This window comes from Escherichia sp. 94.0001 (genome assembly GCF_013369155.2).
GTDB classification, from domain to species: domain Bacteria; phylum Pseudomonadota; class Gammaproteobacteria; order Enterobacterales; family Enterobacteriaceae; genus Escherichia; species Escherichia coli_F.
On sequence record NZ_JABWMS020000033.1, the window covers coordinates 15,104 to 42,090 of the forward strand.

Here is a 26,987-nt window from a genome sequence, read left to right on the forward strand (position 1 = left end):
TTTTACTGAATCAGAGCAAAGGGAGTTGGAATGCTTTTTAGCTTTTTTCGAAATTTGTGCCGTGTTTTGTATCGCGTTCGCGTTACGGGTGACACCCAGGCACTGAAGGGCGAGCGCGTTCTAATTACGCCTAATCACGTCTCTTTTATTGATGGCATTTTGCTTGGACTGTTTTTACCCGTACGTCCGGTATTTGCCGTTTACACCTCAATAAGCCAACAGTGGTATATGCGTTGGCTGAAATCATTTATCGACTTTGTTCCTCTCGACCCGACGCAACCTATGGCGATTAAACATCTGGTACGTCTGGTGGAACAGGGCCGTCCGGTGGTGATTTTCCCTGAAGGACGCATCACCACCACTGGCTCGCTGATGAAAATCTACGATGGCGCGGGTTTTGTCGCGGCGAAGTCTGGTGCAACGGTTATTCCTGTGCGTATTGAAGGGGCGGAACTTACGCACTTCAGCCGCCTGAAAGGTCTGGTTAAACGTCGCTTGTTTCCGCAAATTACTCTGCATATTTTGCCACCAACGCAGGTGGAGATGCCGGATGCGCCGCGTGCCCGTGACCGTCGCAAAATCGCTGGCGAAATGCTGCATCAAATAATGATGGAAGCGCGTATGGCGGTGCGCCCGCGTGAAACGCTGTACGAATCTTTACTGAGCGCAATGTACCGCTTCGGAGCCGGGAAGAAATGTGTCGAAGACGTTAACTTTACCCCGGACTCCTATCGCAAATTGCTTACGAAAACGCTGTTTGTTGGACGCATCCTTGAAAAATACAGTGTTGAAGGCGAACGCATCGGCTTAATGCTGCCCAATGCAGGCATCAGTGCGGCAGTGATTTTTGGGGCCATCGCCCGTCGTCGCATTCCCGCAATGATGAACTACACCGCCGGGGTAAAAGGGTTGACCAGTGCTATTACGGCGGCTGAAATCAAAACCATCTTCACTTCCCGTCAGTTTCTCGATAAAGGCAAACTCTGGCATCTGCCAGAGCAACTTACTCAGGTGCGCTGGGTCTATCTGGAAGATTTAAAAGCAGATGTCACCACTGCTGACAAAATATGGATCTTTGCCCATCTGTTGATGCCGCGTCTGGCCCAGGTAAAACAACAGCCAGAAGAAGAGGCGCTTATCCTCTTTACCTCCGGCTCTGAAGGCCATCCAAAAGGCGTGGTCCATAGCCATAAAAGCATTCTGGCGAACGTCGAGCAGATTAAAACGATTGCCGACTTCACTACCAACGATCGCTTTATGTCGGCGTTACCGCTGTTTCACTCCTTTGGGCTGACGGTAGGCCTGTTTACGCCACTGCTCACAGGTGCAGAAGTGTTCCTTTATCCAAGCCCGCTGCATTACCGCATTGTGCCGGAGCTGGTGTATGACCGCAGTTGCACCGTGTTGTTCGGCACCTCGACTTTCCTCGGTCATTACGCGCGTTTCGCCAACCCATATGACTTCTATCGTCTACGCTATGTGGTGGCAGGCGCAGAGAAATTGCAAGAAAGTACCAAACAGCTTTGGCAGGATAAATTTGGCCTGCGCATCCTTGAAGGCTACGGTGTGACCGAATGCGCGCCTGTCGTTTCTATCAACGTACCGATGGCGGCGAAACCCGGTACGGTAGGGCGTATTCTACCAGGAATGGATGCGCGCCTGTTGTCGGTTCCTGGTATCGAAGAGGGCGGACGCCTGCAACTGAAAGGGCCGAACATAATGAACGGCTATCTGCGGGTGGAGAAGCCTGGTGTACTGGAAGTGCCCACCGCCGAGAATGTTCGCGGCGAAATGGAGCGCGGCTGGTATGACACTGGCGATATCGTGCGTTTTGACGAGCAGGGCTTTGTGCAGATTCAGGGCCGCGCAAAACGCTTTGCCAAAATTGCAGGCGAAATGGTGTCGCTGGAAATGGTGGAACAACTGGCACTTGGTGTTTCGCCAGATAAAGTCCATGCCACTGCGATTAAGAGCGATGCCAGCAAAGGCGAGGCACTGGTGCTTTTCACCACAGATAACGAACTGACGCGCGATAAGTTACAACAGTATGCCCGCGAGCACGGCGTGCCGGAGCTTGCTGTACCGCGCGATATTCGCTATCTGAAACAGATGCCATTACTTGGCAGCGGCAAACCTGACTTTGTCACGTTGAAAAGCTGGGTAGACGAAGCGGAACAACACGATGAGTGAGTCAGTGCACACTAACACTTCGTTGTGGTCGAAGGGGATGAAAGCGGTTATCGTGGCGCAGTTTCTCTCTGCGTTTGGCGATAATGCGCTACTGTTTGCCACTCTGGCGTTACTGAAAGCGCAGTTCTATCCGGAGTGGAGCCAGCCCATCCTGCAAATGGTGTTTGTAGGTGCTTACATTCTGTTTGCGCCGTTTGTCGGGCAGGTGGCGGATAGCTTCGCCAAAGGCCGGGTGATGATGTTTGCCAACGGCCTGAAGCTACTGGGCGCAGCCAGTATCTGCTTTGGTATCAATCCGTTTCTCGGCTATACGCTGGTGGGTGTTGGTGCTGCAGCCTATTCACCGGCGAAATACGGTATTCTCGGCGAATTAACCACGGGTAGTAAGTTAGTAAAAGCTAACGGTTTAATGGAAGCGTCTACCATAGCGGCGATTTTGCTCGGTTCCGTAGCTGGTGGTGTTCTGGCTGACTGGCATGTCCTGGTCGCCCTGGCCGCATGCGCACTGGCCTACGGTGGTGCGGTCGTTGCCAATATCTACATTCCTAAACTGGCGGCGGCGCGTCCGGGGCAGTCCTGGAATCTCATCAGCATGACCCGCAGTTTCCTGAATGCCTGCACATCGCTATGGCGCAATGGTGAAACGCGTTTTTCGCTGGTGGGTACCAGTTTATTCTGGGGAGCGGGTGTCACGCTGCGTTTCCTGTTGGTGCTGTGGGTACCGGTGGCGCTGGGTATTACCGATAACGCTACGCCCACCTATCTCAACGCGATGGTAGCGATTGGTATCGTGGTTGGTGCAGGTGCGGCAGCGAAGTTAGTTACGCTGGAAACCGTGTCACGCTGTATGCCAGCCGGGATTTTGATTGGCGTGGTGGTACTGATTTTCTCCCTGCAACACGAGCTGCTGCCAGCCTATGCCTTGTTGATGCTGATTGGCGTGCTGGGAGGCTTTTTTGTCGTTCCGCTCAATGCGTTGCTACAGGAGCGGGGTAAAAAAAGCGTCGGGGCGGGGAATGCGATTGCAGTACAAAACCTTGGCGAAAACAGCGCCATGTTGTTGATGCTGGGCATTTACTCGCTGGCGGTAATGGTAGGCATCCCGGTCGTGCCCATTGGCATTGGCTTCGGTGCGCTATTTGCGCTGGCAATAACGGCGCTGTGGATCTGGCAGCGCCGTCATTAATATTTAACGCCGGTTTTAACCGGCGTTAATCTTATGGTGCCGGATAAGTATAAACCTGATGCACCGCTTCAATTTCAGCTAATACGTCTTCGCTTAACTCCAGATGCAAACTTTCGACGTTAGTTTTCAGCTGCTCCATCGTGGTTGCGCCCAGCAGAGTGCTGGCAACAAACGGTTGACGGCGTACAAAAGCGAGCGCCATCTGTGCAGGATCCAGGCCATGACGTCTGGCTATATCAACATACGCCGCGACGGCTTTTTGCGTTTGCTCACCGCTATAGCGGGTGAACCGACTAAAGAGCGTATTACGTGCGCCAGCGGGTTTTGCACCGTTGAGATATTTCCCGGTCAGCGTGCCGAAACCCAGGCACGAATAGGCCAGCAGTTCGACCCCTTCATACTGGCTGACTTCTGCCAGACCTACTTCAAAACTGCGGTTTAACAGACTGTAAGGGTTCTGAATGGTGACAATACGCGGCAGATCGTGTTTGTCCGCCAGATGCAGGTAGCGCATTACGCCAAATGCAGTTTCGTTCGACACGCCGATATAACGAATTTTTCCCGCGCGTTGGTACTCTGCCAGTGCGTCCAGCGTATCCAGCAGCGAAACCGCAGGGGCAGAATCTGTCCAGCTATAACCGAGTTTGCCGAAGCAGTTGGTTGGGCGCTGCGGCCAGTGCACCTGATAAAGATCGAGGTAATCAGTCTGCAGGCGCTTGAGGCTGTCATGCAGCGCTTCGCGGATATTCTTCCGATCCAGCGCCTGATCCGGGCGGATGCCCTTGTCATTATTGCGCGACGGTCCGCTCACTTTGGAAGCGATAATTAACTTTTCGCGGCTGCCATGTTTTGCCAGCCAGTTACCGACGTAGGTTTCGGTTAACCCTTGCGTTTCGGGGCGCGGCGGCACTGGGTACATTTCGGCAACGTCGATAAGGTTAATGCCCTGAGCGACGGCATAGTCGAGTTGTGCGTGGGCGTCGGCTTCGCTGTTCTGTTCACCAAACGTCATCGTGCCAAGCCCCAGCGTGCTGACTTCCAGCGAACTGTGGGGTATACGGTGATATTGCATAGCCGTTTCCTTTTTATAATCACGACATAAGGAATATAAAAATGGCAGAGGGAAGGGAAAAGGGAAAGCGAAAAATCTTAAGGCCAGCCGGATGCTGACCTTATTTTTTAACGTTCAATAATTTGCGAAACATCATCACGGTTAATTTGCATCGCGTTACCTTGCTGATCGTGATAACTCACCAGCCCGGTATCATCATCAATTTCAGGTTTTCCATCGGTCAAAATCATACGGCCATCTTTGGTCGCCATGACGTAATCACTGGAACACCCGGATACAGCAAACGCCAGTCCGACTGCAGAAATTATTACTGCCCATTTTTTCATCCGGTTATCCTCATTTGGCCCACCTATGATAATAGTCTGTTTATAAATGGACGTTATATATCTTGAAAGCAGGAAAATCTTAAATTGTGAGGCTAACAGGAGTGAGTACGCTCTCCTGCAGGAGAGCGTACGGATATCAAAGTGGATTTTTTTTGTTGCGAATCAGGTTGAGGCTTTCAACCGCAATAGAGAAGAACATCGCGAAGTAGATGTAACCTTTCGGTACGTGGATGTCGAAACTTTCCAGAATCAGGGTAAAGCCCACCAGAATCAGGAAAGAGAGCGCCAGCATTTTTACCGAAGGATGGCGTTCGACAAAATCACCAATCGAGCGCGCGGCAAACATCATCACGCCTACGGCAATCACCACGGCTGCCATCATAATAAACAGGTGATCTGACAGACCCACAGCGGTAATCACCGAGTCGAGGCTGAAGATAATATCCAGCAGCATAATTTGCACGATAGCGCCGAGGAATGATGAAACGCGTGTTTTCAGCCCTTCTTCTTCACCTTCGATGGATTCGTGGATTTCCTTGCTGGCTTTCCAGATAAGGAACAAGCCACCCAGAAGCAGAATCAAATCACGGGCGGAAATTTCCTGGCTGAATATTGTAAAAAGCGGATTTGTCAGGCGCGTAACCCAGGCGATTGATGCCAGCAGCGCCAGACGCATAACCATGGCTCCCGCCAACCCCAGACGCCGCGCATGAGCACGTTGTGCTGTGGGGAGCTTTGCCACCACCAGAGAAAGAAAAATAATATTGTCGATCCCAAGAACGATCTCCAGCAGCGTCAGCGTACCGAGCGCAAGCCAGGCGTTAGGATCGGTTATCCATGCAAATAACATCTAAAAAGCCCTGCCAAAAAAATGAAGCGGTAATTATATGCCCGGAAAGCGGCAGGTCAAAGCGATGGCTACTGGATCAGAAAATGACGGGCCAGCAGCGCACTGGTGAAATTCTTCTTCAAATAAAAGCCACGCGGCAGCGTCAAAATCCGTTCGCCCCGGGCACCAATGGCTTCGGTAAGCGCTTTCGCATTCGCTGCTTTCGGGCGTATCTGTAAATACTCCCCGTGACGAGCGGTGATCCGCTCAACCTGACCGAGAACAATCATATCCATTAATTCTTCCCAGTCTTCGCGCAGTTGCCGGTCTTCCTCTTCATTCGGGCTCCATAGCAATGGTGATCCTACGCGACGCTGCGCCAGCGGGATGCTACGTTCGCCTTCAACCGGTATCCACAGCACGCGTTTGAGCTTGTGGCGCACGTGGCTGGTTTCCCAGGTCACTCCACTATTGCCCGTTAATGGGGCAACACAAACGAATGTTGTTTCCAGCGGACGCCCAAGACTATCCACAGGAATAGTTTTAAGTTCCACACCCAGAGCAGCAAAATCTTGTTCTGGTTTACTCCCTGCACTGGCACCTAGCCAGATCTCCAGCAACACGCCGATCCAGCCCTTATCGCGTTTTAAATTCTCCGGCGTCACCAGCCCAGCAAGTGCCGCCAGTTCACCCAGTGTATAACCGGAAAGTTGCTGTGCTTGCGCTAACAACTGTGCTTCTGTTTCGGGAGGAGAAAGCAGTGGGCGAGGTTGGGACATGTCATGATACCTTGGTTAAAAAACAAACAGCTGTTCTTTGCCGAATATTCGCAGTGTAACTTTTTCCACATGCGTTATTCAATTCTATGATTTATATTGCTTTTTAGATTGTCGGTAATCGAGTTGCGCAACACTGCAACGGGTTTTCCAAATCTGGTCACTGAAAATAAACAGGATCTTACACCATGTTATCCACAGAAAGCTGGGATAACTGTGAAAAACCTCCACTACTGTTTCCATTTACAGCCTTGACGTGCGACGAAACTCCAGTTTTTAGTGGTTCAGTGCTTAACTTAGTGGCACATTCTGTGGATAAATACGGCGTTGGTTGATCTTTCGCCAACCTGTAAATGAGAGGTGTGACCTGGGTCACGAATTACTCCTTTTTATTACTTAAATTACATGTAATGCATTGACTAGTAATGATTATTTTAAAGTGTCGATATCAGGCTTATTCAGAATGCTCCGGGTTTTCCCGTAGTAATTCCGTAGTTCTTCACAACTCTATCCACAGAAAAGGTGAATAAAAACGGCTATCCACCCCTTCCTCTGTTTATAACTCTGCACATAACTGTGAGTTATTCAATTGTTATTAGTGTGTAATGCCCTGCAGAGAGTGGTTTACCGTCTTCATGGAGTATGAAACAATCATTCGTATATAAAGCTTTATTTTGAGGTAGTCCGGTGATTGATGACGATGGCTACCGCCCAAACGTAGGTATCGTGATTTGTAATCGCCAGGGGCAGGTAATGTGGGCCCGGCGATTTGGTCAGCACTCCTGGCAATTTCCGCAAGGCGGAATTAACCCAGGAGAATCCGCAGAACAGGCGATGTACCGTGAATTGTTTGAAGAAGTAGGATTAAGCCGCAAAGACGTTCGAATCCTTGCTTCAACGCGTAACTGGTTGCGCTACAAATTACCGAAACGTTTGGTGCGTTGGGACACGAAGCCGGTTTGTATCGGCCAAAAACAAAAATGGTTTCTCTTGCAGCTGGTGAGCGGCGATGCAGAAATCAATATGCAAACCAGCAGTACACCAGAGTTTGATGGCTGGAGATGGGTAAGTTACTGGTATCCGGTCAGACAGGTGGTGTCATTTAAACGTGATGTCTACCGTAGGGTAATGAAAGAGTTCGCGAGTGTTGTGATGGCGCTGCAGGATAATACGCCAAAACCACAAAACGCATCTGCTTATCGACGTAAAAGAGGTTAAGTCACGCCAATTATGCTCACTCGCCTGCGCGAAATAGTCGAAAAGGTAGCCAGCGCACCACGCCTGAATGAGGCGTTAAATATTCTGGTTACCGACATCTGTCTTGCGATGGATACCGAGGTCTGTTCGGTCTACCTGGCCGATCATGACCGACGTTGTTACTACCTGATGGCGACCCGGGGGCTGAAAAAACCACGCGGTCGCACTGTAACGCTTGCGTTTGATGAAGGGATCGTCGGCCTGGTTGGCAGGCTGGCGGAACCGATAAACCTTGCAGATGCGCAAAAGCACCCCAGCTTCAAATACATCCCCTCCGTAAAAGAAGAACGTTTCCGCGCGTTTTTAGGCGTACCAATTATTCAACGTCGCCAGTTGCTTGGTGTACTGGTGGTACAGCAACGAGAGTTGCGCCAGTATGACGAAAGTGAAGAATCCTTCCTGGTGACGCTTGCCACCCAGATGGCAGCGATTCTTTCTCAGTCGCAGTTGACTGCCTTGTTTGGGCAATATCGCCAGACGCGAATCCGTGCATTACCGGCAGCGCCTGGTGTGGCGATTGCCGAAGGCTGGCAGGATGCCACGTTACCTTTAATGGAACAGGTGTATCAGGCATCAACGCTGGATCCGGCTCTGGAACGCGAACGACTGACCGGGGCGCTGGAAGAAGCGGCAAACGAGTTTCGCCGCTACAGCAAACGCTTTGCCGCCGGTGCACAAAAAGAAACGGCGGCTATTTTCGATCTTTACTCGCACCTGCTTTCGGACACCCGGCTGCGTCGCGAATTGTTTGCCGAGGTTGATAAAGGCTCGGTGGCAGAGTGGGCGGTAAAAACGGTCATTGAAAAATTTGCCGAACAGTTTGCCGCGCTAAGCGATAACTATCTCAAAGAGCGGGCTGGCGATTTACGTGCGCTGGGTCAGCGATTGCTGTTTCATCTTGATGACGCTAATCAAGGGCCGAACGCCTGGCCGGAACGTTTCATTCTGGTGGCAGATGAACTGTCAGCGACAACGCTTGCTGAGCTGCCCCAGGATCGCTTAGTCGGTGTTGTCGTGCGAGATGGCGCAGCCAACTCCCATGCTGCGATCATGGTACGTGCGCTGGGGATCCCTACCGTAATGGGCGCGGATATTCAGCCTTCGGTGCTGCATCGTCGGACGTTGATCGTCGATGGTTATCGCGGTGAATTGCTGGTCGATCCGGAGCCGGTACTGCTGCAAGAATATCAGCGGCTAATTAGTGAAGAGATTGAGCTTAGCCGTCTGGCGGAAGATGACGTCAATTTACCCGCCCAGTTAAAAAGCGGCGAGCGCATTAAAGTCATGCTCAATGCCGGTTTAAGCCCGGAACATGAACAAAAACTGGGCAGCCGTATTGATGGCATAGGACTTTATCGCACTGAAATCCCATTCATGTTGCAAAGTGGTTTTCCGTCGGAAGAAGAACAGGTGGCGCAGTATCAGGGGATGCTGCAAATGTTCAATGATAAACCCGTCACCTTGCGTACGCTGGATGTCGGAGCAGATAAGCAGCTGCCTTACATGCCGATCAGCGAAGAGAATCCATGCCTGGGTTGGCGTGGGATTCGCATTACGCTCGATCAGCCGGAGATCTTCTTGATCCAGGTGCGGGCGATGCTGCGTGCTAATGCCGCTACGGGCAACCTGAATATTCTGTTGCCGATGGTCACCAGCCTCGATGAAGTTGACGAAGCACGCCGCCTGATTGAACGTGCAGGACGTGAAGTCGAGGAGATGATCGGTTACGAAATTCCCAAACCACGTATCGGCATCATGCTGGAAGTGCCGTCAATGGTATTTATGCTGCCGCATCTGGCAAAGCGGGTCGATTTTATCTCTGTTGGCACCAACGATCTGACGCAATACATCCTGGCCGTTGATCGCAACAATACCCGGGTGGCGAACATTTATGACAGTCTTCATCCTGCAATGTTACGAGCTCTGGCGATGATCGCTCGGGAAGCGGAAATACATGGTATCGATCTCCGTTTGTGCGGTGAAATGGCGGGCGATCCCATGTGCGTGGCAATCCTCATTGGGCTTGGGTATCGCCATCTGTCTATGAACGGACGTTCTGTAGCGCGCGTAAAATACCTGCTGCGGCGCATTGATTATGCCGAAGCAGAAAATCTTGCGCAGCGCAGTCTGGAAGCGCAACTGGCGACCGAAGTTCGCCATCAGGTTGCAGCCTTTATGGAGCGTCGCGGCATGGGCGGGTTGATTCGCGGAGGGTTATAGCGCGGATCATATACATATCTTTTAACGGTATCCGGCAACCAGCCAGGTCCCCTTGTGCTATTATTCGCACCTTTGGAGCGCCTGAAACCTGCGGCGCGCATTTCAATCGCTGTTCTCTTTCAGCGAAATAACAAGAACTTGTGGTGACAGATGACCAGTAGCTATCTGCATTTTCCGGAGTTTGATCCGGTCATTTTCTCAATAGGACCCGTAGCGCTTCACTGGTACGGCCTGATGTATCTGGTGGGTTTCATTTTTGCAATGTGGCTGGCAACACGTCGGGCGAATCGTCCGGGCAGCGGCTGGAACAAAAATGAAGTTGAAAACTTACTCTATGCGGGCTTCCTCGGCGTCTTCCTCGGTGGACGTATTGGTTATGTTCTGTTCTACAACTTCCCGCAGTTTATGGCCGATCCGCTGTATCTTTTCCGTGTCTGGGACGGCGGCATGTCCTTCCACGGCGGCCTGATTGGCGTTATCGTGGTGATGATTATCTTCGCCCGCCGTACTAAACGTTCCTTCTTCCAGGTTTCTGATTTTATCGCACCACTCATTCCGTTTGGTCTTGGTGCCGGGCGTCTGGGCAACTTTATTAACGGTGAATTGTGGGGCCGCGTTGACCCGAACTTCCCGTTTGCCATGCTGTTCCCCGGCTCCCGTACAGAAGATATTTTGCTGCTGCAAACCAACCCGCAGTGGCAATCCATTTTCGACACTTACGGTGTGCTGCCGCGCCACCCATCACAGCTTTACGAGCTGCTGCTGGAAGGTGTGGTGCTGTTTATTATCCTCAACCTGTATATTCGTAAACCGCGCCCAATGGGAGCTGTCTCAGGTTTGTTCCTGATTGGCTACGGCGCGTTTCGCATCATTGTTGAGTTTTTCCGCCAGCCCGACGCGCAGTTTACCGGTGCCTGGGTGCAGTACATCAGCATGGGACAAATTCTTTCCATCCCGATGATTGTCGCGGGTGTGATCATGATGGTCTGGGCATATCGTCGCAGCCCACAGCAACACGTTTCCTGAGGAACCATGAAACAGTATTTAGAACTGATGCAAAAAGTGCTCGACGAAGGCACACAGAAAAACGACCGTACCGGAACCGGAACGCTTTCCATTTTTGGTCATCAGATGCGTTTTAACCTGCAGGATGGATTCCCGCTGGTGACAACCAAACGTTGCCACCTGCGTTCCATCATCCACGAACTGCTGTGGTTCTTGCAGGGCGACACTAACATTGCTTATCTACACGAAAACAATGTCACCATCTGGGACGAATGGGCCGATGAAAATGGCGACCTCGGTCCGGTGTATGGTAAACAGTGGCGCGCCTGGCCAACGCCAGATGGTCGTCATATTGACCAGATCACTACGGTACTGAACCAGCTGAAAAACGACCCGGATTCCCGCCGCATTATTGTTTCAGCGTGGAACGTAGGCGAACTGGATAAAATGGCGCTGGCACCGTGCCACGCATTCTTCCAGTTCTATGTGGCAGACGGCAAACTCTCTTGCCAGCTTTATCAGCGCTCCTGTGACGTCTTCCTCGGCCTGCCATTCAACATTGCCAGCTACGCGTTACTGGTACATATGATGGCGCAGCAGTGCGATCTGGAAGTGGGTGATTTTGTCTGGACCGGTGGCGACACGCACCTGTACAGCAACCATATGGATCAAACTCATCTGCAATTAAGCCGCGAACCGCGTCCGCTGCCGAAGTTGATTATCAAACGTAAACCCGAATCCATCTTCGACTACCGTTTCGAAGACTTTGAGATTGAAGGATACGATCCTCATCCGGGCATTAAAGCGCCGGTGGCTATCTAATTACGAAACATCCTGCCAGAGCCGACGCCAGTGTGCGTCGGTTTTTTTTACCCTCCGTTAAATTCTTCGAGACGCCTTCCCGAAATTTTGCAACCTCCTGCAACGGCGTAAATAGTCCGGAAGATGCGCCGAAGAAATAGAAACTGGCCCTCGTCTTTTTTTCTCCTCGCTCCATACTGCCGGCATGAAAACACAACGTGGTTATACGCTGATTGAAACGCTGGTCGCGATGCTGATTCTGGTCATGCTAAGCGCAAGTGGACTCTATGGCTGGCAATACTGGCAGCAGTCGCAACGGCTATGGCAAACCGCCAGCCAGGCGCGGGACTATTTGCTCTATTTACGTGAAGATGCCAACTGGCATAACCGCGACCACAGTATCAGTGTCATCAGGGAGGGGACGTTATGGTGCCTTGTGAGTTCCGCTGCTGGGGCGAATACCTGTCATGGCAGTTCACCGTTGGTCTTTGTGCCTCGCTGGCCCGAAGTCGAAATGAGCGACCTGACACCTTCGCTCACTTTCTTTGGCCTGCGCAATACCGCTTGGGCCGGACATATTCGCTTCAAAAACTCAACGGGAGAGTGGTGGCTGGTGGTTTCGCCGTGGGGAAGACTCCGGCTTTGTCAGCAAGGAGAAACAGAAGGATGCCTGTAAAAGAGCTAGGTTTTTCTCTGCTGGAAGTGTTGATTGCTATGGCGATCAGTAGCGTATTGTTGCTGGGGGCAGCACGCTTTCTGCCTGCGTTACAGCGTGAAAGTTTAACGAGCACCCGTAAGCTGGCGCTGGAAGATGAAATCTGGCTGCGGGTATTTACCGTCGCGAAGCATCTCCAGAGGGCGGGTTATTGTCATGGCAACTGTACTGGCGAAGGGCTGGAAATTGTCGGACAGGGTGACTGTATCATTGTGCAGTGGGATGCGAACAGTAACGGTATCTGGGATCGCGATCCGGTAAAAGAGTCTGACCAGATTGCATTTCGTGTGAAGGAGCATGTGCTGGAAACGCTACGCGGTGCGACATCTTGTGAAGGTAAGGGCTGGGATAAAGTGACCAACCCAGATGCCGTCGTTATCGACACTTTTCAGGTTACCCGACAGGATAACAGCGGTTTCGCGCCGGTGTTGACGGTTAATATGCATGCTGCCAGTAAGTCTGAACCGCAAACCGTGGTGGATGCCAGCTATAGCGTGACAGGATTCAACCTGTGAACCGCGAAAAGGGTGTTTCGTCACTGGCTCTGGTCCTTATGCTGCTGGTTTTGGGTAGCTTGCTATTGCAAGGAATGAGTCAGCAGGATCGCAGTTTTGCCTCTCGCGTGAGCATGGAAAGTCAGTCATTGCGCCGCCAGGCCATCGTTCAGTCGACGCTGGAGTGGGGAAAAATGCACGCCTGGCAGACGCAGCCCGCAGTTCAGTGCTTACTGTACGCAGCCACCGGTGCCCGGGTTTGTCTGCGTTTATTGGCAGATAATGAAGCCTTATTGATTGCCGGTTATGAAGGCGTTTCGTTGTGGCGAACAGGCGAAGTCATCGATGGAAACATTGTTTTTTCGCCACGCGGCTGGAGCGATTTTTGTCCGCTGAAAGAGAGGGCGTTATGTCAGCTTCCCTGAAGAATCAACAAGGCTTTAGCCTGCCGGAGGTAATGTTGGCGATGGTGTTGATGGTGATGATTGTCACTGCGTTATCGGGTTTCCAGCGAACATTAATGAACAGTCTTGCCAGCAGAAACCAGTACCAACAGCTCTGGCGGCATGGCTGGCAGCAAACGCAACTGCGTGCGATTTCGCCACCTGCCAACTGGCAGGTCAACCGAATGCAGACATCGCAGGCGGGATGTGTCAGCATCAACGTTACGCTAGTTTCACCCGGGGGCAGAGAAGGCGAGATGACCCGCCTGCATTGCCCGAATCGTCAGTAGTCAGGAGCCGCTATGTTAAGGGTCTACCATTCCAATCGTCTGGACGTGCTGGAAGCGTTGATGGAGTTTATTGTCGAACGCGAACGGCTGGACGATCCTTTCGAACCAGAGATGATTCTGGTGCAAAGTACCGGTATGGCGCAGTGGCTGCAAATGACCCTGTCGCAAAAGTTTGGTATTGCGGCAAACATTGATTTTCCGCTGCCAGCGAGCTTTATCTGGGATATGTTCGTCCGGGTGTTACCGGAGATACCCAAAGAGAGCGCCTTTAACAAACAGAGCATGAGCTGGAAACTGATGACTCTGCTGCCGCAATTGCTGGATCGCGAAGACTTTACCCTGTTGCGGCATTATCTGACTGACGATAGCGACAAGCGAAAACTGTTCCAGCTTTCCTCTAAAGCGGCGGACCTGTTTGACCAGTATCTGGTCTATCGCCCGGACTGGCTGGCACAGTGGGAAGCCGGGAATCTGGTAGAAGGACTTGGAGAGGCGCAGGCCTGGCAAGCGCCGTTGTGGAAGGCGCTGGTGGAATATACCCATGAACTCGGGCAACCGCGCTGGCACCGCGCCAATCTCTATCAGCGCTTTATCGAAACGCTGGAGTCCGCGACGACCTGCCCGCCGGGGCTACCTTCGCGTGTCTTTATATGCGGTATTTCCGCGTTACCGCCTGTTTATCTCCAGGCGCTACAGGCGCTGGGTAAACATATTGAAATCCATCTCCTGTTTACCAACCCTTGCCGTTATTACTGGGGCGACATTAAAGATCCTGCTTATCTGGCGAAACTGCTGACTCGCCAGCGCCGACACAGTTTTGAAGATCGCGAATTACCGCTATTTCGCGACAGCGAAAATGCCGGGCAGCTCTTTAACAGCGATGGTGAACAGGATGTCGGCAACCCGCTGCTGGCCTCATGGGGCAAGCTTGGGCGCGACTACATTTATCTCCTTTCTGATCTGGAGAGCAGCCAGGAGCTGGACGCTTTTGTCGATGTGACGCCAGATAACCTGCTGCATAACATTCAGTCTGACATTCTGGAACTGGAGAACCGCGCCGTTGCGGGTGTGAACATCGAAGAGTTTTCCCGTAGCGATAACAAACGCCCTCTTGATCCACTGGATAGCAGTATCACCTTCCACGTTTGCCATAGCCCGCAGCGTGAAGTTGAAGTTTTACACGATCGCTTGCTGGCGATGCTGGAGGAAGACCCGACACTTACTCCGCGCGACATCATCGTGATGGTGGCCGACATCGACAGCTACAGTCCGTTTATTCAGGCTGTGTTTGGTAGCGCACCTGCGGATCGTTACCTGCCTTACGCCATTTCCGACCGTCGGGCGCGGCAGTCGCATCCGGTACTTGAAGCGTTTATCAGCCTGTTATCGTTGCCAGACAGCCGATTTGTGTCGGAAGACGTGCTGGCATTACTGGATGTGCCGGTGCTGGCGGCGCGGTTTGACATCACCGAAGAAGGGCTGCGTTATTTACGTCAGTGGGTCAACGAGTCCGGAATTCGTTGGGGGATAGATGACGATAACGTTCGCGAGCTGGAACTCCCCGCCACCGGTCAACACACCTGGCGGTTTGGCCTGACGCGCATGTTGCTGGGCTACGCGATGGAAAGCGCGCAGGGCGAGTGGCAATCGGTTCTACCTTATGATGAATCGAGCGGCTTAATTGCAGAACTGGTGGGGCATCTGGCTTCACTGCTAATGCAACTGAATATCTGGCGTCGCGGGCTGGCGCAGGAGCGTCCGCTGGAAGAGTGGTTGCCGGTTTGTCGCGATATGCTCAACGCCTTCTTCCTGCCGGATGCGGAAACCGAAGCGGCGATGACGCTGATCGAACAACAATGGCAGGCGATTATCGCCGAAGGTTTAGGTGCGCAGTATGGCGACGCGGTGCCGTTGTCACTATTGCGTGATGAACTGGCACAACGTCTGGATCAGGAACGTATCAGCCAGCGTTTTCTCGCCGGGCCGGTTAACATTTGTACTCTGATGCCAATGCGTTCCATCCCATTCAGAGTGGTGTGCCTGCTGGGAATGAACGACGGCGTTTACCCACGCCAGTTTGCGCCATTGGGCTTTGACCTGATGAGTCAGAAACCGAAGCGTGGCGACCGTAGCCGTCGCGATGACGACCGCTATCTGTTCCTGGAAGCGTTAATTTCCGCGCAGCAAAAACTCTATATCAGCTATATCGGGCGTTCCATTCAGGATAACAGTGAACGTTTCCCGTCGGTACTGGTGCAGGAACTGATCGACTACATCGGGCAAAGCCATTATCTACCGGGCGATGAAGCGCTCAACTGTGATGAAAGCGAGGCAAGGGTAAAAGCGCATCTTACTTGCCTCCATACCCGAATGCCGTTTGATCCGCAAAACTACCAGCCAGGCGAACGACAAAGTTATGCTCGTGAATGGCTACCTGCGGCCAGCCAGGCTGGTAAAGCACATTCTGAATTTGTTCAGCCGCTGCCGTTTACCTTACCGGAAACCGTGCCGCTGGAAACGCTACAACGATTCTGGGCACATCCGGTGCGGGCATTTTTCCAGATGCGTTTGCAGGTGAACTTCCGTACCGAAGACAGCGAAATTCCCGACACCGAACCTTTTATTCTTGAAGGGCTTAGTCGTTATCAAATCAACCAGCAGTTATTGAATGCACTGGTTGAGCAGGATGATGCCGAACGCTTGTTCCGTCGCTTCCGGGCGGCAGGGGATTTACCGTATGGCGCTTTTGGTGAAATTTTCTGGGAAACACAGTGCCAGGAGATGCAGCAGCTTGCCGACAGAGTCATTGCCTGTCGCCAACCGGGGCAAAGTATGGAAATTGATCTCGCCTGCAACGGTGTGCAAATAACGGGTTGGTTGCCGCAGGTGCAGCCGGATGGCCTGTTACGCTGGCGTCCCTCTTTATTAAGTGTGGCGCAGGGAATGCAACTTTGGCTGGAACACCTTGTCTACTGTGCCAGCGGTGGTAATGGTGAAAGTCGCCTTTTTCTACGCAAAGACGGCGAGTGGCGTTTTCCGCCGCTTGCAGCCGAACAGGCTTTACATTACCTCTCAGAACTGATTGAGGGGTATCGTGAAGGGATGTCCACGCCGCTGCTGGTGTTACCTGAAAGTGGCGGCGCGTGGCTAAAAACCTGTTATGACGCGCAAAACGATGCCATGCTGGATGACGATTCCACGTTGCAAAAAGCCCGTACGAAATTCCTTCAGGCTTACGAAGGCAACATGATGGTGCGTGGCGAAGGTGATGATATCTGGTATCAACGGCTCTGGCGGCAATTAACACCAGAGACAATGGAGGCCATCGTTGAACAGTCGCAACGTTTCCTGTTACCGCTGTTTCGCTTTAATCAGTCATGAGTACTGTATAAAAATTGCGCAATATATCTGCTTGCTTTATGATGCGCACCAGTCACGGACTGATGGATATATAGACATAGGCTGACTCGTGCAGCACAAGATTAAATTCTGGCAGATGATTTGCGTTAACCTGTTGAATCTGGACAGAAAATAAAGTTGATTATGAGGTCCGTGAATGCCCCGCAGCACCTGGTTCAAAGCATTATTGTTGTTTGTTGCCCTTTGGGCACCCTTAAGTCAGGCAGAAACGGGATGGCAGCCGATTCAGGAAACCATCCGTAAAAGTGATAAAGATAACCGCCAGTATCAGGCTATACGTCTGGATAACGGTATGGTGGTTTTGCTGGTTTCTGACCCGCAGGCGGTTAAATCGCTCTCGGCGCTGGTGGTGCCCGTTGGGTCGCTGGAAGATCCCGAGGCGTACCAGGGGCTGGCACATTACCTTGAACATATGAGTCTGATGGGTTCGAAAAAGTACCCGCAGGCTGACAGTCTGGCTGAATACCTCAAAATGCACGGCGGCAGCCACAATGCCAGCACGGCACCGTATCGCACGGCTTTCTATCTGGAAGTTGAGAACGACGCCTTGCCCGGTGCGGTAGACCGCCTGGCGGACGCTATTGCTGAACCCTTGCTCGACAAGAAATACGCCGAACGTGAGCGTAATGCGGTGAACGCTGAATTAACCATGGCGCGTACGCGTGATGGGATGCGCATGGCACAGGTCAGCGCAGAAACCATTAACCCGGCACACCCAGGTTCAAAGTTTTCTGGTGGTAACCTCGAAACTTTAAGCGATAAACCCGGCAATCCGGTACAGCAGGCGCTGAAAGATTTCCACGAGAAATATTACTCTGCCAATCTGATGAAGGCGGTTATATACAGCAATAAACCGTTGTCGGAGTTGGCAAAAATGGCGGCGGACACTTTTGGTCGCGTGCCGAACAAAGAGAGCAAAAAACCGGAAATCACCGTGCCGGTAGTCACCGACGCGCAAAAGGGCATTATCATTCATTACGTCCCGGCGCTGCCGCGTAAAGTTCTGCGCGTTGAGTTTCGCATCGATAACAATTCAGCGAAGTTCCGTAGTAAAACGGATGAATTGATTACCTATCTGATTGGTAATCGCAGCCCAGGTACACTTTCTGACTGGCTGCAAAAGCAGGGATTAGTTGAGGGCATTAGCGCCAATTCCGATCCTATCGTCAACGGCAACAGCGGCGTATTAGCGATCTCTGCGTCTTTAACCGATAAAGGTCTGGCGAATCGCGATCAGGTTGTGGCGGCCATTTTTAGCTACCTCAATCTGTTACGTGAAAAAGGTATTGATAAACAATATTTTGATGAACTGGCCAATGTACTGGATATCGACTTCCGTTATCCGTCGATCACTCGCGATATGGATTATGTTGAATGGCTGGCGGATACCATGATTCGCGTTCCTGTTGAGCATACGCTGGACGCGGTAAATATTGCCGATCGGTACGATGCTAAAGCAGTAAAAGAACGCCTGGCGATGATGACGCCGCAGAATGCGCGTATCTGGTATATCAGCCCGAAAGAGCCGCACAACAAAACGGCTTACTTTGTCGATGCGCCGTATCAGGTAGATAAAATCAGCCCACAAACTTTCGCTGACTGGCAGAAAAAAGCCGCCAATATTGCGCTCTCCTTACCGGAGCTTAACCCTTATATTCCTGACGATTTCTCGCTGATGAAGTCAGAGAAGAAATACGACCATCCAGAGTTGATTGTGGATGAGGCGAATCTGCGTGTGGTGTATACGCCGAGCCGTTATTTTGCCAGCGAGCCTAAAGCCGATGTCAGCCTGATTTTGCGTAACCCGAAAGCCATGGACAGCGCCCGCAATCAGGTGATGTTTGCGCTCAATGATTATCTTGCCGGACTGGCGCTTGATCAGTTAAGCAACCAGGCGTCGGTTGGTGGCATAAGTTTTTCCACCAATGCTAACAACGGCCTTATGGTTAATGCCAATGGTTACACCCAGCGCCTGCCGCAGCTGTTCCAGGCTCTGCTGGAGGGCTACTTTAGCTATACCGCTACGGAAGATCAGCTTGAGCAGGCGAAGTCCTGGTATAACCAGATGATGGATTCCGCAGAAAAGGGCAAAGCGTTCGAGCAGGCGATTATGCCCGCGCAGATGCTCTCGCAAGTGCCGTACTTCTCGCGAGATGAACGGCGCAAAATTTTGCCTTCAATCACTTTGAAAGAGGTGCTGGCCTATCGCGACGCCTTAAAATCAGGGGCTCGACCAGAGTTTATGGTTATTGGCAACATGACCGAAGCCCAGGCAACAACGCTGGCACGCGATGTGCAAAAACAGTTGGGCGCTGATGGTTCGGAGTGGTGTCGTAACAAAGATGTCGTGGTCGATAAAAAACAATCCGTCATCTTTGAAAAAGCCGGTAACAGCACCGACTCCGCACTGGCAGCGGTATTTGTACCGACTGGCTACGATGAATACACCAGCTCAGCCTATAGCTCTCTGCTGGGGCAGATCGTACAGCCGTGGTTCTACAATCAGTTGCGTACCGAAGAACAGTTGGGCTATGCCGTGTTTGCGTTTCCAATGAGCGTGGGACGTCAGTGGGGCATGGGCTTCCTGTTGCAAAGCAATGATAAACAGCCTTCATTCTTGTGGAAGCGTTACAAGGCGTTTTTCCCAACCGCAGAGGCAAAATTGCGGACGATGAAGCCAGAAGAGTTTGCGCAAATCCAGCAGGCGGTAATAACCCAGATGCTGCAGGCACCGCAAACGCTCGGCGAAGAAGCATCGAAGTTAAGTAAAGATTTCGATCGCGGCAATATGCGCTTCGATTCGCGTGATAAAATCGTGGCCCAGATAAAACTGCTGACGCCGCAAAAACTTGCTGATTTCTTCCATCAGGCTGTGGTCGAGCCGCAAGGCATGGCTATTCTGTCGCAGATTTCCGGCAGCCAGAACGGGAAAGCCGAATATGTGCATCCTGAAGGCTGGAAAGTGTGGGAGAACGTCAGCGCGTTGCAGCAAACAATGCCCCTGATGAGTGAAAAGAATGAGTGATGTCGCCGAGACACTAGATCCTTTGCGCTTGCCCTTACAGGGCGAGCGCCTGATTGAAGCCTCTGCCGGCACAGGCAAAACCTTTACGATTGCGGCGCTCTATTTGCGCCTGTTACTTGGACTAGGCGGTTCTGCCGCCTTTCCCCGCCCGCTGACCGTTGAAGAACTGCTGGTGGTGACCTTTACCGAGGCTGCCACGGCAGAATTGCGCAGTCGTATCCGTAGCAATATCCACGAGTTGCGCATCGCCTGTCTGCGTGAAACCACCGACAATCCACTGTACGAACGCCTGCTGGAAGAGATCGACGATAAAGCGCAAGCCGCGCAGTGGTTGTTGTTAGCCGAACGGCAGATGGATGAAGCGGCAGTCTTTACTATTCACGGTTTTTGCCAGCGCATGCTCAACTTGAATGCCTTTGAATCCGGCATGCTGTTTGAGCAGCAGCTGATTGAAGATGAGTCTCTGCTACGCTACCAGGTCTGCGCCGATTTCTGGCGTCGCCACTGCTACCCGCTGCCGCGTGAAATTGCCCAGGTGGTCTTTGAAACCTGGAAAGGACCGCAGGCGTTGCTGCGCGATATTAATCGTTATCTGCAAGGCGAAGCACCGGTTATCAAAGCACCGCCGCCCGATGATGAAACGCTGGCTTCCCGCCACGCGCAAATTGTGGCGCGTATTGATACGGTAAAACAGCAGTGGCGCGACGCAGTGGGTGAACTGGATGCGCTGATCGAATCTTCTGGTATTGATCGACGCAAGTTTAACCGTAGCAATCAGGCTAAATGGATCGAGAAGATCAGTGCCTGGGCAGAAGAAGAGACCAACAGTTATCAGTTACCGGAGTCGCTGGAAAAATTCTCTCAGCGTTTCTTAGAAGATCGCACGAAAGCCGGGGGGGAAACCCCGCGACATCCACTGTTTGAGGCGATCGATCAACTGCTTGCAGAACCATTGTCGATCCGTGATCTGGTGATCACCCGCGCATTGGCTGAGATCCGCGAAACAGTAGCGCGTGAAAAACGCCGCCGTGGCGAATTGGGTTTTGATGACATGTTAAGTCGGCTCGATTCCGCGCTGCGTAGCGAAAGCGGCGAGGTGTTGGCAGCGGCGATCCGTACGCGATTCCCGGTGGCAATGATTGATGAATTTCAGGATACCGACCCCCAGCAGTACCGAATATTTCGCCGTATCTGGCACCATCAACCGGAAACTGCATTGTTGCTGATTGGCGACCCGAAACAGGCTATATATGCATTCCGTGGAGCGGATATCTTCACTTATATGAAGGCGCGTAATGAAGTTCACGCGCACTACACCTTAGACACCAACTGGCGCTCAGCACCTGGAATGGTGAACAGCGTGAATAAGCTTTTCAGCCAGACTGATGACGCGTTCATGTTTCGCGAAATACCATTTATTCCAGTGAAATCAGCCGGCAAAAATCAGGCGTTACGTTTTGTATTTAAAGGTGAAACGCAGCCTGCGATGAAAATGTGGCTGATGGAAGGCGAAAGCTGCGGCGTTGGCGATTATCAAAGTACCATGGCGCAGGTATGTGCTGCGCAAATCCGCGACTGGCTACAAGCCGGACAGCGGGGCGAAGCGTTGCTGATGAACGGCGACGACGCGCGTCCGGTGCGTGCTTCGGACATCAGTGTGCTGGTGCGCAGCCGCCAGGAGGCCGCTCAGGTGCGCGATGCCTTAACGCTGCTGGAAATCCCTTCCGTTTACCTTTCGAACCGCGACAGTGTTTTTGAAACTCTGGAAGCGCAGGAGATGCTTTGGCTGTTGCAGGCGGTGATGACACCAGAACGTGAGAACACCCTGCGCAGTGCGCTGGCAACGTCAATGATGGGGCTGAATGCGCTGGATATTGAAACGCTGAATAATGACGAACATGCGTGGGATGCGGTAGTCGAAGAGTTCGATGGTTATCGGCAAATCTGGCGCAAACGTGGCGTTATGCCGATGCTGCGGGCGCTGATGTCGGCGCGTAACATTGCAGAAAACTTGCTGGCAACAGCAGGCGGTGAGCGGCGTCTTACCGATATCTTGCATATCAGCGAATTGCTACAAGAAGCCGGAACGCAGCTGGAAAGTGAACATGCGCTGGTACGCTGGTTATCGCAACATATCCTCGAGCCAGACAGTAATGCCTCCAGCCAACAAATGCGTCTCGAAAGTGATAAACATCTGGTGCAGATTGTCACGATCCACAAATCGAAAGGGCTGGAATATCCATTGGTCTGGCTGCCGTTTATCACCAATTTCCGCGTCCAGGATCAGGCGTTTTATCACGATCGCCACTCGTTTGAGGCTGTTCTGGATCTTAATGCTGCGCCAGAAAGCGTCGACCTCGCGGAGGCCGAACGTCTGGCGGAAGATCTGCGTTTGCTTTACGTTGCGCTGACGCGTTCGGTTTGGCATTGCAGTCTCGGCGTTGCACCGCTGGTGCGCCGTCGTGGCGATAAAAAAGGTGACACCGATGTCCACCAAAGTGCGCTCGGGCGTTTGCTGCAAAAAGGGGAACCGCAAGATGCGGCAGGGCTTCGCACCTGTATTGAAGCGTTATGCGATGATGATATTGCCTGGCAAACGGCACAAACTGGTGATAACCAGCCCTGGCAGGTTAATGATGCTTTAACTGCAGAACTGAATGCGAGGACGCTACAACGATTGCCCGGCGATAACTGGCGCGTCACCAGCTATTCAGGTTTGCAGCAGCGTGGTCACGGTATCGCTCAGGATCTGATGCCACGGCTGGATGTTGATGCCGCAGGCGTGGTCAGCACCGTAGAAGAACCGACGTTAACACCGCATCAGTTCCCGCGTGGTGCGTCACCAGGGACGTTTTTGCACAGTTTGTTTGAAGATCTCGATTTTACCCAGCCGGTTGAGCCGAACTGGGTGAGGGAAAAACTGGAACTGGGCGGCTTTGAAGTGCAGTGGGAACCAGTGTTGACCGAGTGGATCACGGCTGTCCTCCAGGCACCTCTCAATGAAACGGGTGTTAGCCTGAATCAGCTTTCCGACCGCGATAAACAGGTGGAGATGGAGTTTTACCTGCCGATTAGTGAACCGCTCATCGCCAGCCAGCTTGATGCACTAATTCGCCAGTTTGATCCGCTATCCGCTGGCTGCCCGCCGCTGGAGTTCATGCAGGTACGCGGCATGTTAAAAGGCTTTATCGACCTGGTATTCCGCCACGAAGGGCGTTATTACCTGCTCGACTATAAATCCAACTGGCTGGGTGAAGACAGTTCGGCTTATACCCAACAGGCTATGGCAGCGGCGATGCAGGCACACCGCTATGATCTGCAATATCAGCTTTATACCCTGGCGCTGTATCGTTATCTGCGCCATCGCATTGCTGATTACGACTATGATCGTCACTTTGGCGGCGTTATCTATCTGTTCCTGCGTGGCGTTGATAAAGAACATCCGCAACAAGGGATTTACACAACCCGACCCAACGCCGGGTTGATTGACCTGATGGATGAGATGTTTGCCGGTATGACCCTGGAGGAGGCGTAATGAAATTGCAAAAGCAATTACTGGAAGCTGTGGAGCACAAACAGCTACGCCCGCTGGATGTGCAATTTGCCCTGACCGTGGCGGGAGATGAACATCCCGCCGTCACTCTTGCAGCGGCACTGTTAAGCCACGACGCCGGGGAAGGGCATGTCTGTTTGCCGCTCTCACGACTTGAGAACAACGAAGCCTCGCATCCACTGTTGGCGACCTGTGTCAGTGAAATCGGTGAGCTACAAAACTGGGAAGAGTGCTTACTAGCTTCACAGGCGGTCAGTCGAGGTGATGAGCCTACGCCAATGATCCTCTGTGGCGATCGCCTTTATCTCAATCGGATGTGGTGTAATGAGCGCACAGTGGCACGCTTTTTCAACGAAGTGAATCATGCCATTGAGGTTGATGAAGCTCTACTGGCGCAAACCCTGGACAAACTTTTTCCAGTAAGCGATGAAATTAACTGGCAAAAAGTGGCGGCGGCAGTGGCGCTGACGCGGCGGATCTCGGTGATTTCCGGCGGCCCTGGCACCGGTAAAACGACCACCGTAGCGAAGTTGCTGGCAGCGTTAATTCAAATGGCAGACGGCGAACGCTGCCGTATCCGTCTGGCTGCACCAACGGGTAAAGCTGCCGCGCGCTTAACCGAATCTCTCGGCAAGGCTTTGCGCCAGTTACCGCTGACCGATGAACAAAAGAAACGCATTCCGGAAGATGCCAGCACTTTGCACCGATTGCTGGGTGCGCAGCCGGGTAGCCAGCGTTTACGTCATCATGCCGGTAACCCGCTGCATCTTGATGTGCTGGTGGTAGATGAAGCGTCAATGATCGATCTGCCTATGATGTCGAGACTGATCGACGCCTTGCCCGATCATGCGCGAGTGATCTTTCTCGGCGATCGTGATCAACTGGCCTCGGTTGAGGCTGGGGCTGTGCTGGGCGATATCTGCGCTTATGCCAATGCCGGCTTTACCGCCGAGCGTGCCGGGCAGCTAAGCCGCCTGACGGGAACTCACGTTCCGTCAGGAACTGGCACAGAAGCGGCATCTTTGCGCGACAGTCTCTGCCTGCTGCAAAAAAGCTATCGTTTCGGCAGCGATTCTGGCATTGGTCAGTTAGCTGCGGCGATCAACCGTGGTGATAAAACGGCAGTGAAAACCGTTTTTCAGCAGGATTTTACTGATATCGAAAAACGGCTTTTACAGAGCGGCGAAGACTATATTGCGATGCTTGAGGAGGCTCTTGCGGGTTACGGGCGTTATCTGGATCTGCTGCAAGCGCGTGCCGAGCCGGATTTAATCATTCAGGCGTTCAATGAATACCAGCTTTTGTGCGCCCTGCGGGAAGGGCCGTTTGGCGTGGCTGGATTGAATGAGCGAATTGAGCAGTTTATGCAACAGAAGCGCAAAATTCATCGTCATCCGCACTCACGCTGGTACGAAGGCCGGCCGGTAATGATTGCCCGCAATGACAGCGCGCTTGGGTTGTTTAATGGTGATATCGGCATTGCGCTGGATCGTGGGCAGGGGACGCGCGTCTGGTTTGCGATGCCGGATGGCAATATTAAGTCTGTGCAACCGAGCCGCCTGCCAGAACACGAAACCACGTGGGCGATGACGGTACATAAATCGCAGGGATCGGAGTTTGACCATGCGGCGTTGATTTTACCGAGCCAACGCACGCCAGTTGTAACGCGAGAGCTGGTTTACACTGCGGTGACCCGCGCGCGTCGCCGTCTGTCGTTGTATGCCGATGAGCGCATATTAAGTGCGGCAATCGCCACTCGTACTGAGCGGCGCAGTGGTCTGGCGGCGTTGTTTAGTTCGCGGGAATAAACGTGATTGCCTGATGCGACGCATGCGCGTCCTGTCATGCCTCCGGGCATTGCGCATATGCGCATCTGGCGATTTCCGTCGCTTACCCTAAATCCGCCATCAACACCTTTGATTTGATGTAGGTCGGATAAGGCGTTCACGCCGCATCCGACGATGAGCGTCAATACCTGATGCGATGCTAGCGTGTTTATCATGCCTCCAGGCATTGCGCATGTCGCATCTGGCGATTTCCACCACTTACCCCAAATCCGCCATCAACACTTTGGATTTACGCTGGTAGTTGTACAACTGCTTTTTGCTCTCGGGCAGTAAATCAATATCCACCGGGGTAAATCCACGTTCCTGGAACCAGTGAATACTGCGCGTGGTCAGTACAAACAATTTGCTTAATCCGCTTTGCTTCGCCTGAGCGGCAATGCGCTCCAGCAAAACCTCGCCCCTTGATGAGCTGCGGTAATCCGGGTGAACGGCCACACAGGCCATTTCCCCAATCTTCTCTTCCGGGAACGGATAGAGTGCTGCGCAGGCAATAGTCGTGTTATCGCGCTGAATAATAGTGAATTTGTCGATTTCCATCTCCAGTTGCTCGCGAGAACGGCGTACCAGAATACCTTGCTGCTCCAGTGGGCGAATCAACTCCAGAATGCCGCCAATATCGTTGATGGTTGCGCGACGAATTTGCTCGGCGCTTTCCATCACAATCTGCGTACCGATACCGTCACGTGAGAACAACTCTTGCAACAGCGCGCCATCTTCCTGGTAACTAATTAAATGACAGCGACGTACGCCGCTGCGGCAGGCTTTCACCGCACCACGCAAAAAGCGCACCGTACCGGAGTTGTAATCGCCTTTCTCTTCCTGAGCTTCTACCCGCGCTTGTGCTTCGTTAGGGAAAAGCTCGGAGACAATATCGCCGTCGTCATTAGTGACGCCCTGTGAAGAGCAAAAACCAATCATCTTTTCAGCTTTCAGTTTGATGGCCAGTTGAGTGGCGATCTCTTCCGAGGTCAGATTAAAGCTCTCGCCAGTGACTGAAACCGCGACCGGCCCCAGCAGCACTATCGCACCGCTGTCCAGTTGACGATGAATCGCATCTTCGTCAATCCGCCGGATACGCCCGCTATGGCAGTAATCCACACCGTCATCCACGCCCAGCGGCTGGGCAATAATAAAATTGCCACTGACGACGTTGATATGCGCGCCCTGCAGCGGCGTGTTATTGAGACTCATCGACAGGCGAGCAGTAATGTCCAGTTGCAATGTTCCCGCAGCCTGCTTCACCAGTTCTAGTGTTTTGGCGTCGGTCACGCGTATATTTTTGTGATATAGCGGTTCGTGGTGATGCGCTGCCAGATTCGCATCGATCTGCGGGCGCGCTCCATAGACCACGACCAGACGGATGCCGAGGCTGTGCAGCAACCCGATATCATTAACGATACTGGAGAAATTCTCATGCTCAATGGCTTCACCGCCGAGCATGATGACAAACGTTTTTCCCCGGTGGGTATTGATATAAGGAACCGAATGGCGGAATCCCTCGACCAACTCGGTTTTACGTTCCTTCATCACGGCACACC

Annotated in this window: 20 protein-coding genes; 15 read left to right on the top strand and 5 right to left on the bottom strand. The window is 52.5% G+C overall.

The annotated features are described in order from the left end of the window. Nucleotides 1-30 precede the first annotated feature (30 nt). Together aas and lplT are read left to right on the top strand one after the other, a co-directional pair. The gene (aas, locus tag HEN33_RS15420; RefSeq protein WP_176262878.1) at nt 31-2,190 is read left to right on the top strand and encodes a bifunctional acyl-ACP--phospholipid O-acyltransferase/long-chain-fatty-acid--ACP ligase; all 2,160 of its coding nucleotides are present in this window, start codon (nt 31-33) and stop codon (nt 2,188-2,190) included. Then, nucleotides 2,183-3,376, top strand: a complete 1,194-nt coding sequence (gene lplT, locus HEN33_RS15425; RefSeq protein WP_000004624.1) for a lysophospholipid transporter LplT — start codon at nt 2,183-2,185, stop codon at nt 3,374-3,376. Before aas ends, lplT begins: the two co-directional genes overlap by 8 nt. A 31-nt stretch (nt 3,377-3,407) precedes the next feature. On the opposite strand, the gene HEN33_RS15430 is transcribed toward lplT, so the two are convergent. From HEN33_RS15430 to mutH, 4 genes are all read right to left on the bottom strand, one after another. Then, the gene (locus HEN33_RS15430) at nt 3,408-4,448 is read right to left on the bottom strand and encodes an NADP(H)-dependent aldo-keto reductase (RefSeq protein WP_001199299.1); all 1,041 of its coding nucleotides are present in this window, start codon (nt 4,446-4,448) and stop codon (nt 3,408-3,410) included. 107 nt (nt 4,449-4,555) lie between these two features. After that, entirely contained in the window at nt 4,556-4,774 is a 219-nt protein-coding gene (gene ygdR, locus HEN33_RS15435; RefSeq protein WP_000758655.1) for a lipoprotein YgdR, read from the bottom strand. 136 nt (nt 4,775-4,910) lie between these two features. Continuing rightward, nucleotides 4,911-5,624: a TerC family protein gene (locus tag HEN33_RS15440; RefSeq protein ID WP_000895624.1), complete on the bottom strand. Its 714-nt coding sequence runs from the start codon at nt 5,622-5,624 to the stop codon at nt 4,911-4,913. 68 nt (nt 5,625-5,692) lie between these two features. Beyond that, entirely contained in the window at nt 5,693-6,382 is a 690-nt protein-coding gene (gene mutH, locus HEN33_RS15445; RefSeq protein ID WP_000082180.1) for a DNA mismatch repair endonuclease MutH, read from the bottom strand. A gap of 185 nt (nt 6,383-6,567) precedes the next feature. Between mutH and ygdT the strand changes: the two genes are divergently transcribed. From ygdT to recD, 13 genes are all read left to right on the top strand, one after another. After that, a complete protein-coding gene (gene ygdT / locus HEN33_RS26835) occupies nt 6,568-6,714 on the top strand; it encodes a protein YgdT (RefSeq protein ID WP_269218580.1) in 147 nt (48 codons plus the stop codon). Between the two features lie 352 nt (nt 6,715-7,066). Next, complete coding sequence (gene rppH / locus HEN33_RS15450) at nt 7,067-7,597, top strand: RNA pyrophosphohydrolase (protein ID WP_000564486.1); 531 nt, start codon at nt 7,067-7,069, stop codon at nt 7,595-7,597. 12 nt (nt 7,598-7,609) lie between these two features. Beyond that, nucleotides 7,610-9,856, top strand: a complete 2,247-nt coding sequence (ptsP, locus tag HEN33_RS15455; RefSeq protein WP_000957918.1) for a phosphoenolpyruvate--protein phosphotransferase — start codon at nt 7,610-7,612, stop codon at nt 9,854-9,856. A gap of 150 nt (nt 9,857-10,006) precedes the next feature. Continuing rightward, nucleotides 10,007-10,882, top strand: coding sequence for a prolipoprotein diacylglyceryl transferase (gene lgt, locus HEN33_RS15460; protein WP_176262877.1), 876 nt, complete (start codon nt 10,007-10,009; stop codon nt 10,880-10,882). A gap of 6 nt (nt 10,883-10,888) precedes the next feature. After that, nucleotides 10,889-11,683 carry a thymidylate synthase gene (gene thyA, locus HEN33_RS15465; RefSeq protein ID WP_000816232.1) on the top strand — a complete coding sequence of 265 codons (795 nt, stop codon included), beginning with the start codon at nt 10,889-10,891 and terminating at the stop codon, nt 11,681-11,683. A 184-nt stretch (nt 11,684-11,867) separates the two neighbouring features. Continuing rightward, nucleotides 11,868-12,338 (top strand): prepilin peptidase-dependent protein, encoded by a 471-nt coding sequence (locus tag HEN33_RS15470; RefSeq protein WP_176262876.1) that lies wholly within the window; start codon nt 11,868-11,870, stop codon nt 12,336-12,338. Continuing rightward, nucleotides 12,329-12,892 carry a prepilin peptidase-dependent protein gene (locus tag HEN33_RS15475; RefSeq protein WP_176262875.1) on the top strand — a complete coding sequence of 188 codons (564 nt, stop codon included), beginning with the start codon at nt 12,329-12,331 and terminating at the stop codon, nt 12,890-12,892. The genes HEN33_RS15470 and HEN33_RS15475 overlap by 10 nt, the downstream gene beginning before the upstream one ends. Next, a complete protein-coding gene (locus HEN33_RS15480) occupies nt 12,889-13,296 on the top strand; it encodes a DUF2509 family protein (protein WP_001078401.1) in 408 nt (135 codons plus the stop codon). The genes HEN33_RS15475 and HEN33_RS15480 overlap by 4 nt, the downstream gene beginning before the upstream one ends. After that, nucleotides 13,281-13,604 carry a prepilin-type N-terminal cleavage/methylation domain-containing protein gene (locus HEN33_RS15485; protein ID WP_001276458.1) on the top strand — a complete coding sequence of 108 codons (324 nt, stop codon included), beginning with the start codon at nt 13,281-13,283 and terminating at the stop codon, nt 13,602-13,604. Before HEN33_RS15480 ends, HEN33_RS15485 begins: the two co-directional genes overlap by 16 nt. 12 nt (nt 13,605-13,616) lie before the next feature. Further along, on the top strand, nt 13,617-16,985 hold the full coding sequence (recC, locus tag HEN33_RS15490) for an exodeoxyribonuclease V subunit gamma (RefSeq protein WP_176262874.1): 3,369 nt from the start codon (nt 13,617-13,619) through the stop codon (nt 16,983-16,985). A 175-nt stretch (nt 16,986-17,160) separates the two neighbouring features. Further along, on the top strand, nt 17,161-20,049 hold the full coding sequence (gene ptrA, locus HEN33_RS15495) for a pitrilysin (RefSeq protein ID WP_176262873.1): 2,889 nt from the start codon (nt 17,161-17,163) through the stop codon (nt 20,047-20,049). Beyond that, complete coding sequence (gene recB / locus HEN33_RS15500) at nt 20,042-23,584, top strand: exodeoxyribonuclease V subunit beta (protein WP_176262872.1); 3,543 nt, start codon at nt 20,042-20,044, stop codon at nt 23,582-23,584. The genes ptrA and recB overlap by 8 nt, the downstream gene beginning before the upstream one ends. Continuing rightward, entirely contained in the window at nt 23,584-25,410 is a 1,827-nt protein-coding gene (recD, locus tag HEN33_RS15505) for an exodeoxyribonuclease V subunit alpha (RefSeq protein ID WP_176262871.1), read from the top strand. Before recB ends, recD begins: the two co-directional genes overlap by 1 nt. Before the next feature lie 237 nt (nt 25,411-25,647). Here recD and argA read toward each other — a convergent pair whose 3' ends face one another. After that, on the bottom strand, nt 25,648-26,979 hold the full coding sequence (gene argA / locus HEN33_RS15510) for an amino-acid N-acetyltransferase (protein ID WP_105287647.1): 1,332 nt from the start codon (nt 26,977-26,979) through the stop codon (nt 25,648-25,650). Nucleotides 26,980-26,987: the final 8 nt, after the last annotated feature.

Coding starts and splice junctions, on each gene's coding strand:
- aas (WP_176262878.1), top strand. CDS start 31: ATGCTTTTTAGCTTTTTTCGAAATTTGTGCCGTGTTTTGTATCGCGTT.
- lplT (WP_000004624.1), top strand. CDS start 2,183: ATGAGTGAGTCAGTGCACACTAACACTTCGTTGTGGTCGAAGGGGATG.
- HEN33_RS15430 (WP_001199299.1), bottom strand. CDS start 4,448: ATGCAATATCACCGTATACCCCACAGTTCGCTGGAAGTCAGCACGCTG.
- ygdR (WP_000758655.1), bottom strand. CDS start 4,774: ATGAAAAAATGGGCAGTAATAATTTCTGCAGTCGGACTGGCGTTTGCT.
- HEN33_RS15440 (WP_000895624.1), bottom strand. CDS start 5,624: ATGTTATTTGCATGGATAACCGATCCTAACGCCTGGCTTGCGCTCGGT.
- mutH (WP_000082180.1), bottom strand. CDS start 6,382: ATGTCCCAACCTCGCCCACTGCTTTCTCCTCCCGAAACAGAAGCACAG.
- ygdT (WP_269218580.1), top strand. CDS start 6,568: ATGTTATCCACAGAAAGCTGGGATAACTGTGAAAAACCTCCACTACTG.
- ptsP (WP_000957918.1), top strand. CDS start 7,610: ATGCTCACTCGCCTGCGCGAAATAGTCGAAAAGGTAGCCAGCGCACCA.
- lgt (WP_176262877.1), top strand. CDS start 10,007: ATGACCAGTAGCTATCTGCATTTTCCGGAGTTTGATCCGGTCATTTTC.
- thyA (WP_000816232.1), top strand. CDS start 10,889: ATGAAACAGTATTTAGAACTGATGCAAAAAGTGCTCGACGAAGGCACA.
- HEN33_RS15470 (WP_176262876.1), top strand. CDS start 11,868: ATGAAAACACAACGTGGTTATACGCTGATTGAAACGCTGGTCGCGATG.
- HEN33_RS15475 (WP_176262875.1), top strand. CDS start 12,329: ATGCCTGTAAAAGAGCTAGGTTTTTCTCTGCTGGAAGTGTTGATTGCT.
- HEN33_RS15485 (WP_001276458.1), top strand. CDS start 13,281: ATGTCAGCTTCCCTGAAGAATCAACAAGGCTTTAGCCTGCCGGAGGTA.
- recC (WP_176262874.1), top strand. CDS start 13,617: ATGTTAAGGGTCTACCATTCCAATCGTCTGGACGTGCTGGAAGCGTTG.
- ptrA (WP_176262873.1), top strand. CDS start 17,161: ATGCCCCGCAGCACCTGGTTCAAAGCATTATTGTTGTTTGTTGCCCTT.
- recB (WP_176262872.1), top strand. CDS start 20,042: ATGAGTGATGTCGCCGAGACACTAGATCCTTTGCGCTTGCCCTTACAG.
- recD (WP_176262871.1), top strand. CDS start 23,584: ATGAAATTGCAAAAGCAATTACTGGAAGCTGTGGAGCACAAACAGCTA.